Genomic DNA, 12,109 nt, shown 5'->3' on the forward strand with positions numbered 1-12,109 from the left:
TATTCGGAAGATAAAAAAAGCCGGCGATGAGCCGGCTTAGTGCATCAGGCTTCCGTTGCCTGTTTATGGAACAGCGATCGGAACACCGGGTAGATATCTTCCGGCTCACGGATATGTTCGATAGCAAAGTTATCGAACGTCGCCTGCAGATGCTCATACTCGCGCCACAGCGTCTGATGCGCACGGCGGGTAATCTCGATATAACTGTAATAACGCACCACCGGCAGAATATGCTTCGCCAGGATCTCGTGACAGAGCGGTGAATCGTCGGCCCAGTTGTCGCCATCCGACGCCTGTGCAGCATAGATGTTCCACTGCGCCGGGTCATAGCGCTCTTTCACCACCTCATCCATGAGTTTCAGCGCACTGGAAACGATGGTGCCACCGGTCTCCTGGGAGTAGAAGAACTCCTGTTCATCCACCTCTTTGGCCTGCGTGTGATGACGAATATAAACCACATCGACATTCTTGTAGGTGCGGCTCAGGAACAGGTAGAGCAGGATATAGAAGCGTTTCGCCATATCCTTGGTGGCCTGATCCATGGATCCGGATACATCCATCAGACAGAACATCACCGCCTGGCTGGAAGGCTCCGGCCGTTTCTCAAAGTTTTTGTAGCGCAGGTCGAAGGTGTCGATAAAAGGCACCCGTTCGATACGCGCCCGCAACTCGACGATCTCTTTACGCAGCCGCTCCTCTTCAAGAAGCTGAGCCGGTTCAGAGTTCTCTATCTCCCGCAGCGTTTCTTCCAGTTCGTGCAGCATCCGGCGTTTACCCGCCGTCATCGCCGTACGACGCGCCAGCGAGTTCTGCAGCGAACGTACGACGCTGATATTGGCAGGTACACCGTTAGAGGTGAAACCGGCACGGTGGGTCTTATACTCATTCAACTGGCGATGCTGGTTCCGGCGCAGGTTAGGCAGGGCGAGATCTTCAAACAGCAGGTCCAGATACTCATCTTTCGATATCTGGAAGACAAACTCATCCTGACCTTCACCATCCTGGCTGGCATTGCCCTGGCCACTGCCGCCGCCACCACCACCACCCTGAGGGCGCTCGACCCGGTCATTCTGCACAAAATGGTCGTTGCCCGGATGGACCCGATGGCGGTTGCCACCGCGTCCCTGATGGAAAATCGGCTCATTGATGTCGTCAATCGGGATAGAGACAGACTCACCGCTGTTTACATCGGTCACCGAGCGTTTATTGATGGCCTCGGAGATCGACTGCTTAATTTGCGACTTATAACGGCGCAAGAAGCGCTGGCGGTTTACCGCGCTCTTGTTTTTGCCGTTAAGTCGGCGATCGATGAAATAGGCCATGGTATTCCCCCAAACTACATTGTAAGCAGGCCGGGCGAACCCGACCTTGTCAGACCGGTATCACTTACCGGCAAGCTTACAGACTCTTATCAGGACGATTTACGCACACGCAAATACCATTCACACAGCAGGCGAACCTGTTTGCGGGTATAGCCTTTTTCCATCATGCGATCGACAAAATCATCATGTTTTTTCTGCTCATCGGTAGAGGTCTTGGTATTAAACGAGATCACCGGCAGCAACTCTTCCGTATTCGAGAACATTTTCTTCTCAATCACGGTGCGTAATTTCTCGTAACTGGTCCAGTTCGGGTTGCGACCGTTATTGTGTGCCCTGGCGCGCAGCACGAAGTTGACGATCTCGTTACGGAAATCTTTCGGGTTACTGATGCCTGCGGGCTTCTCGATTTTCTCCAGTTCTGCGTTGAGCGACTCACGATCAAACAGCTGTCCGGTGTCAGGATCGCGATACTCCTGATCCTGGATCCAGAAGTCGGCATAGGTCACATAACGGTCAAAAATGTTCTGACCATACTCAGAGTAAGACTCCAGATAGGCGGTCTGAATCTCTTTGCCGATAAACTCAGCATATTTGGGGATCAGATAGCCTTTGAGATGCTCAAGGTATTTCTCAGCCTGATCCTGAGGGAACTGTTCGCGCTCAATCTGCTGTTCCAGTACATAGAACAGGTGCACCGGGTTGGCTGCCACTTCGGCGTGGTCAAAGTTAAACACCCGCGACAGAATCTTAAAGGCAAAGCGGGTCGACAGGCCGTTCATCCCCTCATCCACACCGGCGTAATCATGATACTCCTGCCAGGACTTCGCCTTAGGGTCGGTATCTTTCAGGCTTTCACCATCATAGACCCGCATTTTGGAATAGATGCTGGAGTTATCCGGATCCTTGAGACGAGACAGGATTGAGAAGCGTGCCAGCGTCTCCAGCGTACCCGGTGCGCAGGGCGAGGTCGCCAGCTCACTGTGATTAAGTAACTTATCGTAGATTTTGATCTCTTCAGAGACCCGCAGGCAGTAGGGCACCTTGACGATATAAACACGGTCAAGGAACGCCTCATTATTCTTGTTGTTTCGGAACGTCACCCACTCTGATTCATTGGAGTGCGCCAGAATAATGCCGTTAAACGGCAGCGCCGAAATCCCCTCGGTGCCGTTGTAGTTCCCCTCCTGCGTCGCCGTCAGTAAGGGGTGCAGCACCTTGATAGGCGCTTTAAACATCTCAACGAATTCCATGATCCCTTGGTTCGCACGGCAGAGTGCGCCGGAGTAACCGTAAGCATCAGGATCGTTCTGCGCGTGGTTTTCCAGTTTACGGATATCCACTTTACCAACCAGCGCGGAGATATCCTGGTTGTTCTCATCACCCGGTTCAGTTTTGGCAATCGCCAGCTGTTCCAGGATTGACGGCCAGACTTTCACCACTTTGAAACGCGAGATATCGCCGCCAAAGTCGTGCAGTCGCTTAGCGGCCCACGGCGACATGATCGTGCCGAGATAACGGCGCGGCACGCCATACTCTTTTTCGAGAATATGCGCATCTTCCTGCGGATTAAACAGGCAGAGAGGGTGGTCATTAACCGGGCTGCGTTCCCCGTCGGCGCTCAGTACATAGATGGGCACCCGCTGCATCAGCGACTTAAGCCGTTCCGCCAGTGAGGATTTACCGCCACCTACCGGCCCCAGTAAATAGAGGATCTGTTTCTTCTCTTCCAGTCCCTGAGCGGCATGTTTCAGATAGGAGACGATCTGTTCAATCGCTTCCTCCATGCCGTAAAACTCCTCGAACGCCGGATAGCGTCCCATCACACGGTTGGAGAATATTCTGGAAAGGCGTGGCTCCTGAGCAGTATCGACCATTACCGGCTCTCCGATAGCCATTAACAGTCGCTCTGCAGCGTTGGCGTATGCACTGCGATCCTGCTTACAGATAGCAAGAAATTCCTGCAGTGTGAACTCTTCGTCCTTGGCAGCTTCATAACGCTGACGATAGTGATCGAATATATTCATAGCGATGCCCGTCCTTTCGTTTTTAGCACAGGTAAGGAGCGTAATTAGAGGCTTATAGCAGCTCCCGGAAGATATTCTCTGTTGAGTACAGCAACCCTTATGCCAACCTGATCTTTCTTATCGGGATACACAACTTTTGTGGTTACTCTGCTCGTACAAAATGTCTGCTGTTACTTCTAACTGTAGATGGCTTCTAGGAAATTTCCTCCACGGGTTTGGGTTAATGAGGGGAAGATCAACTGTACAGCGGGTCTGTTGTGAGATGCGTTCATATGGGTGATGCTTTAACTTAACGTGTTTTTAACCTTTAATGCCACTTTCATCGGTTAGTCACTTAAAGGATTTCGATATAAGTTAATCCAGCCGTGAAAAAACGTTAGACTTCCTGTTTGATTGTTATATTTATGGAATGAATAAATTGTGAACCAATTCAAATTTAAGACGCTTGTTGCACTTCTGCCCTGTTATTTACTGGCCACACACGTGAATGCCGCACCGCTTTCCATTGGTGCGTCGGTCATCTATGCCGAATCACCTTATCGCGGCGGCCAGGACCGGTATATCCCGGTTCCGGTTATCAATTATGAGGGTGAAGACTTCTGGTTCCGCAGCCTGCAGGGCGGCTACTACCTGTGGAAAGATCCCCAGAACCAGCTGTCTCTGACCCTGCTGGGGTCACCGCAAGAGTACAAACCCAGCGACAACGACCTGGGCGACATGAAAGGGCTGGATAAACGCCGCATGACGCTGATGGGTGGCGCAACCTATCGTCACACTGCGGACTGGGGGATTGTCCGTACCTCATTACTGGGTGATGTGCTCAATAACAGCAACGGGATAATCTGGGACCTGACATACCTCTATCGCTTCCAGATGGGTGACTTCAGCCTGACGCCGGGCATCGGGGCCACATGGAACAGCGCCAATCAAAACCGTTATTACTATGGGGTATCCGGGCATGAAAGCGCCCGTACCGGCATCAGCCGTTACAACCCGGATGACAGCTGGTCGCCTTATGTGGAACTGAGCGCCAGCTATCAGATTGCGCCGCAGTGGAATGCCAGCGTCATGGGACGTTACGTCCGCTTCGACAGCGAAATCAAAGACAGCCCGATGATTGATAAAAGCGGGCAGGCGTTAATCTGGACGGGTGTCAGCTATACCTTCTGATAACGCACCAAAAGAGGGCATTTAATGCCCTCTGTTCTTTTACAGGGCCTCAGAATGGGGCGGGAGAGCAGAATGCGTAACACGATTAACTTTGCCGGTTTTAGCGATCTGCCTGTTATTGGTCAGGGCACCTGGTATATGGGTGAAAACCCGGCGCAACGTGCTGATGAAGTCGCTGCATTGCAGGCGGGTCTTGAGTGCGGATTACAGCTTATTGATACCGCTGAAATGTATGCAGATGGCGGAGCCGAAGAGGTGGTCGGGCAGGCACTGCTGGGCCGTCGCGACCGGGCGCTGCTGGTCTCCAAAGTTTATCCGTGGAATGCAGGCGAAGTGGATGCCATTTCAGCCTGTGAGCGCAGCCTGCGCCGTCTGCAAACCGATTATCTCGATCTCTACCTGTTGCACTGGCGTGGCAATATTCCGCTGGAAGAGACACTGCGCGCCATGGAACGCCTGCAGCAGCAGGGCAAAATTCGTCACTGGGGTGTATCGAATTTCGATACCGACGATATGGCTGAACTGTGGGATGAAGAGAAGGGCGAGGCCTGCGCGACCAATCAGGTGCTCTATCATCTGGCTTCACGCGGCATTGAATTTGATCTGCTGCCGGCATGTCAGCAGCGTGGCGTACCGGTCATGGCCTACTGTCCGCTGGCCCAGGCCGGACGGCTACGTGACTCACTCTTCACCGATCCTCAGCTGACTCAGATTGCACAGCAGAAGGGCATCAGCGTGGCGCAATTACTGCTGGCCTGGGTGATTCGTCAGCCAGGGGTGATTGCCATTCCTAAAGCCAGTTCCGTGGCCCACGTTCAGGAAAATGCGGCGGCGCTGGAGGTGGAACTGACCGATGAGGATTTGCAGCTCATCGATCGCGCCTGGCCAGCGCCACAGCATAAGTTGCCGCTGGATATTGTTTAGCCGTTAACGTTATCGCTGGCTGCGGCTCTCTTTTTGAGGCGGAACGTCGTGGCCAGTCGTGCTGGCTTTTCACCCGCGCTGCGTAACGGTTTGCTGATACGCGTCGTCTCCACACAGACCATGGTCTTATAGCCCTCATTCGCCATATCCGTCATGCTGCAGGAGAGTTCCACACCAGGATTCCAGGTGACAACGTCACTATGATGATGGTGGTACACCTCGATCTGCCGCTCGCCCGCAGTATCATTAATCACTGAGCAATCTTCTGCTGCGGTAAAGATACGGTCGATACGCCCAGGATAACGCTGTTTGCCGTCGCTGCTGGCCACCTCGCCGTTATTCACTTTGTCGATATAGCTGTTGCCCAGGCCCGAGACTTCCACACCGTTGATGTCGCTGACGGTAAAGTAGCTGTGCAGAGCCGCCGTCGCTTCAAAGTCACCATAGGCTTCCAGCTCTATCTCACAATGCTGGCCCAGACGGAAGCGGGCAATCAGGGTGAACTCATGCGGCCAGAGCTTCAGCGTCTGAGGGTTGCTCTCCAGCACCAGCGTCAGCATGACGCCATCTTCATTTTCATCATGCGCCGTGAGCTTCCACGGCTGAACCCGCGCAAAGCCGTGTGCCGGTTCGCCCGCCGGGCCGAACCACGGCCAGCAGATCGGAACGCCGCCACGAATCGCCTTACCCGGTGCAAAGAGACTCTTATCGCTCAGCCAGAGTACCGGCTTTTCGCCGCTGGGTTGCCAGGCAATCAGGTGCGCGCCCTGAAGCGTAATGGCTGCCCGCACTTTGGGGTGACTCACCACAATGGCGGGGAGTTCGCCAATCTGGCGCTGGGTGAGGTAAGGGGAGATCTGCGTGACCACCGGCAGAGAAAACAGTTTATCTTGCATGTTCGATTCCTTCCTGTGCGGATCAAAAAAAGGGCGACCGAAGTCGCCCTTATTCTCAATGATGTCTGGCTGCCTTATTTAGCAGAAACCAGTGCAATCAGGTCGAGAACTTTGTTTGAGTAGCCAGTTTCGTTGTCGTACCAGGAAACCAGTTTCACAAAGTTGTCGTTCAGCGCGATACCGGCTTTAGCGTCAAACACTGAAGTCAGGATTTCGCCGTTGAAGTCGGTAGAAACCACGTCATCTTCAACGTAGCCCAGAACGTCTTTCATCTCACCTTCTGCAGCCGCTTTGATTGCAGCACAGATTTCTTTGTAAGAAGCCGCTTTTTCCAGACGCACGGTCAGGTCCACAACGGAAACGTTAGGGGTTGGTACGCGGAATGCCATACCGGTCAGTTTGCCGTTCAGCTCTGGCAGAACTTTACCAACGGCTTTAGCTGCGCCAGTTGATGAAGGAATGATGTTCTGCGATGCGCCGCGGCCGCCGCGCCAGTCTTTATGAGACGGGCCATCAACGGTTTTCTGGGTAGCAGTGGTGGCGTGAACGGTCGTCATCAGACCTTCAACGATGCCAAACTTGTCGTTGATCACTTTTGCCAGCGGTGCCAGGCAGTTGGTGGTACAGGATGCGTTAGACACGATATCCTGGCCATCATATTTGTCGAAGTTTGCACCACGAACAAACATTGGGGTGTCATCTTTAGATGGACCGGTCAGAACGACTTTCTTAGCACCTGCGGTGATGTGTTTACGCGCGGTTTCGTCGGTCAGGAAGATACCGGTTGCTTCAGCAACAACGTCAACGCCCACTTCATCCCACTTCAGGTTGGCCGGATCACGTTCAGCGGTAACACGGATTTTTTTACCGTTAACCACTAGTGCGCCATCCTGAACTTCTACGGTGCCGTCGAAACGACCGTGAGTAGAGTCATACTTCAGCATGTACGCCATGTAATCCGCGTCCAGCAGGTCGTTGATAGCAACGATTTCGATGTCAGAACGCTTTTGAGCAGCACGGAAAACGATGCGACCGATACGGCCGAAACCGTTGATACCTACTTTGATAGTCATATATTCCACCAGCTATTGGTTAGTGAATAAAAGGTTGCCTGTAAAATTACAAAAACCTTACCAGGCGTCAAGCGGAATCGTGTCAATTGTTGCGACAAATCAATTCGCCTGAAAGGAATTATTCGATGCGCAACCGCTTGCGCGCCGCCAATGATATCGCGCTTCGTTGAATCAATCGCCGAATATATAGGGATGCTCCGGATAAAAGGTGATCGATGTCACAAATCCGCTTAGCAGAGAGCAGGCTGAAAGGGTGAGCACAAAAAAAGACCCGGGTTATGTTGATCATTTGTTAGAATAATAGTCGAATTTTTCAAAATGGCACTGCCCGGAATCCTAAAATGGCTAAAGACACCGCACCCGAAGCAAAAATTGCACAGTTGACCGAAATGCAACGCTACGTCACTCAGCAACGCGGAACGGAACCGCCTTACAGCGGCGCACTGCTGCACAACAAGCAGGAAGGGATCTACCACTGTCTGATCTGTGAGGCGCCACTTTTTCTCTCTGAGACGAAGTATGACTCGGGCTGTGGCTGGCCCAGTTTCTACCAGCCGGTCAGTGATGATGCGATTCGCTATATTGAAGATGATTCACACGGTATGCAGCGTATTGAGATCCGCTGTGGCAGCTGCGATGCGCACCTGGGACATGTCTTCCCTGACGGCCCGCAGCCGACCGGCGAACGCTATTGTGTTAACTCCGCCTCACTGAATTTCACCGACGAGCAGGGCGAACAGACCAAAGGGTAAAGGCGATGAAGGAACAGCTTGAAGCAATGCTTGCATCGATGACGCCTGAAGTCTATCAGCGTCTTGCCACGGCGGTTGAGATTGGTAAGTGGCCGGATGGCGTGGCACTGACTCAGGAGCAGCGCGACAATTGCCTGCAGCTGGTCATGATGTGGCAGGCGCGGCACAACGACGCGCCGCAGCACATGACCATCGGCAAAGGTGGCGAAATGGTGATGAAGTCGAAAAAAGAGCTCAAAGAAGAGTTTGGAATTGACCCTGACGTGACCCGCATCCATCTGCATTAAAAAGAGCTGGCGTCATGCCAGCTCCATTTTAAATCAGAATGGCACCCTGAGCGGTCATCTGGGCAAAGGCAATTTCACTGTCTTCAGGATTCAGATTGACCCCCCGGCAGCCCTCTTTAACCACCTCAACGTGATAACCCAGCTCCAGCGCATCCAGCACGCTATATTTTACGCAGTAATCCGTCGCCAGCCCCAGCATCACCAGATGGGTGATCCCACGCTCACGCAGCCAGCTGTCCAGCTCGGTCTTACGGCGATGACCATTGTCAAAAAAGGCGCTATAGCTGTCGACATCTTGATCCTGGCCCTTATGGAACGTCGCATCGAACAGTGAGCGATCCAGACCCGGATGAAAATCAGCGCCAGCTGAGCCCTGAATGCCGTGATCGGGCCACCAGATCTGGGCCAGACCATTTAACTCGCCCAGCGTGTAGACCGGCTCGCCGGAAATCGAGGCAAAGCTGCCGTGATCGGCCGGATGCCAGTCCTGCAGTGCCAGTACGCATTCCCCGTTTTCACGGAACAGTCGCGCATAACGATTTGCCACCTCGACCGTATGGTCACCCTCATGGACTGCCATCGGGCCGCCGGGGCAAAAATCGTTCTGAATATCAATAATGATGAGTGCCCGCTTCATTACATATCGCTCCGTTTCAGTCTTCAGTCAGTTCGCCGCGCAAATTCTGCTGCATTCTGGCACGGATTTGATCGGCCGAAAGATCCTGGCTGAGTAAAAAGTGTAGCTTTGTCAGCGCCGCTTCCACGGTGAGGTCAAATCCGCTGATGACACCAGCATGTTCCAGCGCATTGCCGGTAGCGTATCCGCCCATATTCACTTTGCCGGAAATACACTGGGTGAGATTTACCACCACGATGCCACGCTCGCTGGCCTGCTGCAATTCTGCCAGAAATTCCTTGTTCTGCGGTGCATTACCCACACCATAGGAGCGCAGGATCAATGCTTTGACTGGCTGACGCAGAAAGTTACGCACAACGTCGGCTGAAATCCCGGGATAGATGGTGACCACGCCAATGGGCTGAGGCGTAATGGTGTGAACCTTCAGTTCGCCCTGACCGGCTGGGGCAGGCGGTGTATTGAGACGACGAATATGAATGCCCGCTTCCAGCAGCGCAGAGAGGTTGGGCGAAGCAAAGGCGTTGAAGCCATCTGCATGTGCCTTGGTGGTCCGGTTACCGCGATAGAGCGTGTTATTGAAAAACAGCGACACTTCGCTGATCGGATAGTTGGCTGCCACATAGAGCGAATTTAAGAGATTCTGCTGACCATCTGAACGTAATTCCGCTAATGGAATCTGCGAGCCCGTGACGATAACCGGCTTGGCCAGATTTTCCAGCATAAAGGAGAGTGCTGAGGCGGTAAATGCCATGGTGTCGGTGCCATGCAGGATCACAAAACCATCATAGCGATCGTAGTTCTGACGGATATCTTCTGCGATAGACTGCCAGTCCTGCGGGGTCATGTCGGAAGAGTCGATCAGCGGCTGATATTCATGAATGGTGAAATCAGGCATCTCAGGGCGGTGGAACTCCGGCATGTTAGCCAGCTGTTGCTGCAGGTGTCCGGAGACGGGAATATAACCCTGCGCCGAACGCTGCATACCGATCGTCCCGCCAGTGTAGGCTACGTAGATGTTTTTCTTTTGCATTAGAGAACTCAGACTCGCCATAAAACGCGCAGTATAAGGGGAATAGCGGGGAAAAGCAGCCCGACCAGCGGCCGGGCTGCGAGGTTTATCGCACTTCGCCGCAGTTCAGGCAGAATGCATAACGGTTCTGAGGATCGTTCTGCTTGTCGAACAGACCAGGCTGGGCTTTCATGGCACTCATCACATCCAGCATCGGTGCTGGCAGCCAGGCTTTCAGCGTATCAGGCAGGACAGCCTGCACCGACGCGTTCATCTGACTCAGCATCATATCCAGGAAGCTCGGGTCATCCTGATACCAGCTCAGCTGCGGCTTACTGACTTTCGCCAGCTCGCCCGCCTTTTTCACGGCATCATCGAAGTCACCCAGTGCATCAACCAGACCATTGGCTTTCGCATCGCTGCCGGTCCAGACGTGGCCCTGTGCAATGGCATCAATCTGCTCTGGCGTTTTATGACGTGACTTCGCCACCAGACCGACAAAGTTGCGGTAGCCATTTTCGATAGTCAGCTGCATCAGTTGCTGCACTTCCGTTGGCAGCGCTTTGGTGGTTGAGATATCCGCCAGCGGTGAGGTCGCAACACCGTCGGTGTGCACGCCGATACTGTCCAGGCTGTTCTCCAGCGTATTGATCACGCCGAAGATGCCAATCGAGCCAGTCAGCGTGCTGGGGTTCGCCACAATGTAGCTGGCAGGCGTTGAGATCCAGTAACCGCCGGACGCCGCCATGCCTCCCATCGAGACCACAATCGGCTTACCGGCCGCCTGCGCTGCCGCCAGCTCTTCACGAATCGCTTCCGAGGCGGTGACGCTGCCACCCGGGCTGTTCACCCGCAGAATAATCGCTTTGATTTTCGGATCGAGACGCGCATCGCGGATCTGTGCCGCCGTCGTGTCGCCACCGACGTTGCCCGGCGTCTCTTCACCGTCCATGATGGCACCGCTGGCCATGACTACCGCGATGTTGCCATCCTGCTGCGTGGAGGTGGTTTTTACGCTGTAGTCATAGATGCTGACGCTACGGTAATCGTTGCTCTGCTTATCCAGACCAAAGGTTTTTACCAGCTCCTGATCGGCTGCCGCACGTGAACCCAGGGCATCGACCAGCTTGTTATCCAGCGCATATTGCGCGGTATCGCCTTTCACGGCGTCTAATCCGGCAATAATCGCAGCAGCACCGGGGAAGAGTTGTTCCGGCGTAATCTGGCGATTCGCTGCCACGGTGTTCAGGTAGTTCTGCCACAGCTGACCGACCCAGCGGCTGTCTGCATCCCGTGCGGCAGGGGACATGTCGTCACGCAGGAACGGCTCAACCGCTGATTTGTAGGTTCCGACACGGAAGACGTGCGAGGTGACTTTCAGCTTCTCCAGCAGGGTTTTGTAATAGAGTCCGTTGGTGGCGAAACCATGCAGATCTACGGTGCCCTGTGGCGACAGATAGATTTTGGTGGCGTAGCTGGCAAGGTAATACTGCGCCTGGCTGTAGCTGTCGCCGAGTGCATAAATCGGCTTGCCGCTGTCGCGGAATTCGCGCAGCGCTTTACCCACATATTGTAGTGAAGGCTGATCGCCACCGGCAAATTCGCGTAAATCGAGCACCATGCCTTTAATGTTGCTGTCATCTTTTGCCTGACGAATAGCGTCGACCACATCAAACAGCGAATTTTCCTGTAAGCGATCACTGCTGGCACCCAGCAGCTGGCGGCCAATTTTGCTCAGACGATTGCTTACCGACGGTTTATCCACCAGCACGCCGCTGAGATCCACTTTCAGTGCGCCTTGCTGAATCGGCGCTGAACTTCCGCCCGACCCGCTGACCTGCAGCCAGATCCCTACACCCACCACAATCAACAAAATCAGGAAAATATTCAGAATAAATTCCCTGATAAAATTCAGTACCCGCCAGCTCCAGCGGAACAGACCTGCAATTATTCGCCACAATGTGCGCATCAGACTCTCCATAAATATGTAGCAGGAAGTGGCCGCCGCGCGGACC

General features: G+C 53.7%; 11 protein-coding genes. 4 read left to right on the forward strand and 7 right to left on the reverse strand.

Annotated elements, in window-relative coordinates:
- Positions 1-44: 44 nt before the first annotated feature.
- Positions 45-1,322, reverse strand: coding sequence for a YeaH/YhbH family protein (locus ACR8BN_RS08710; protein ID WP_434747538.1), 1,278 nt, complete (start codon positions 1,320-1,322; stop codon positions 45-47).
- 89 nt (positions 1,323-1,411) lie between these two features.
- A complete protein-coding gene (gene yeaG / locus ACR8BN_RS08715) occupies positions 1,412-3,346 on the reverse strand; it encodes a protein kinase YeaG (RefSeq protein ID WP_010260606.1) in 1,935 nt (644 codons plus the stop codon).
- A 420-nt stretch (positions 3,347-3,766) separates the two neighbouring features.
- Between yeaG and ACR8BN_RS08720 the strand changes: the two genes are divergently transcribed.
- Together ACR8BN_RS08720 and ACR8BN_RS08725 are read left to right on the forward strand one after the other, a co-directional pair.
- Positions 3,767-4,516 carry a MipA/OmpV family protein gene (locus ACR8BN_RS08720; protein ID WP_031592766.1) on the forward strand — a complete coding sequence of 250 codons (750 nt, stop codon included), beginning with the start codon at positions 3,767-3,769 and terminating at the stop codon, positions 4,514-4,516.
- Positions 4,517-4,588: 72 nt separating this feature from the next.
- Positions 4,589-5,440, forward strand: coding sequence for an aldo/keto reductase (locus ACR8BN_RS08725; RefSeq protein ID WP_434747539.1), 852 nt, complete (start codon positions 4,589-4,591; stop codon positions 5,438-5,440).
- Here the strand turns inward: ACR8BN_RS08725 and ACR8BN_RS08730 are convergent.
- Together ACR8BN_RS08730 and gapA are read right to left on the reverse strand one after the other, a co-directional pair.
- Positions 5,437-6,336 (reverse strand): D-hexose-6-phosphate mutarotase, encoded by a 900-nt coding sequence (locus ACR8BN_RS08730; RefSeq protein ID WP_424997350.1) that lies wholly within the window; start codon positions 6,334-6,336, stop codon positions 5,437-5,439. The genes ACR8BN_RS08725 and ACR8BN_RS08730 overlap by 4 nt on opposite strands.
- A 74-nt stretch (positions 6,337-6,410) precedes the next feature.
- Positions 6,411-7,409 (reverse strand): glyceraldehyde-3-phosphate dehydrogenase, encoded by a 999-nt coding sequence (gapA, locus tag ACR8BN_RS08735; RefSeq protein WP_003852747.1) that lies wholly within the window; start codon positions 7,407-7,409, stop codon positions 6,411-6,413.
- A gap of 341 nt (positions 7,410-7,750) precedes the next feature.
- Here gapA and msrB point away from each other — a divergent pair, with 341 nt between their 5' ends.
- Both msrB and ACR8BN_RS08745 read left to right on the forward strand, forming a co-directional pair.
- A complete protein-coding gene (gene msrB, locus ACR8BN_RS08740; protein WP_010670269.1) occupies positions 7,751-8,161 on the forward strand; it encodes a peptide-methionine (R)-S-oxide reductase MsrB in 411 nt (136 codons plus the stop codon).
- 5 nt (positions 8,162-8,166) lie between these two features.
- Positions 8,167-8,448, forward strand: a complete 282-nt coding sequence (locus ACR8BN_RS08745; RefSeq protein WP_003852750.1) for a YeaC family protein — start codon at positions 8,167-8,169, stop codon at positions 8,446-8,448.
- A 28-nt stretch (positions 8,449-8,476) separates the two neighbouring features.
- On the opposite strand, the gene pncA is transcribed toward ACR8BN_RS08745, so the two are convergent.
- The 3 genes from pncA to sppA form a co-directional block, all read right to left on the reverse strand.
- Positions 8,477-9,085 carry a bifunctional nicotinamidase/pyrazinamidase gene (pncA, locus tag ACR8BN_RS08750; protein ID WP_031592761.1) on the reverse strand — a complete coding sequence of 203 codons (609 nt, stop codon included), beginning with the start codon at positions 9,083-9,085 and terminating at the stop codon, positions 8,477-8,479.
- A gap of 16 nt (positions 9,086-9,101) precedes the next feature.
- Complete coding sequence (gene ansA / locus ACR8BN_RS08755) at positions 9,102-10,115, reverse strand: asparaginase (protein ID WP_010260629.1); 1,014 nt, start codon at positions 10,113-10,115, stop codon at positions 9,102-9,104.
- A gap of 85 nt (positions 10,116-10,200) precedes the next feature.
- Complete coding sequence (gene sppA / locus ACR8BN_RS08760) at positions 10,201-12,063, reverse strand: signal peptide peptidase SppA (RefSeq protein ID WP_434747540.1); 1,863 nt, start codon at positions 12,061-12,063, stop codon at positions 10,201-10,203.
- Between the last annotated feature and the right edge of the window lie 46 nt (positions 12,064-12,109).

It is taken from the genome of Pantoea sp. Lu_F5_004 (genome assembly GCF_051136245.1).
GTDB classification, from domain to species: Bacteria; Pseudomonadota; Gammaproteobacteria; order Enterobacterales; family Enterobacteriaceae; genus Pantoea; species Pantoea agglomerans.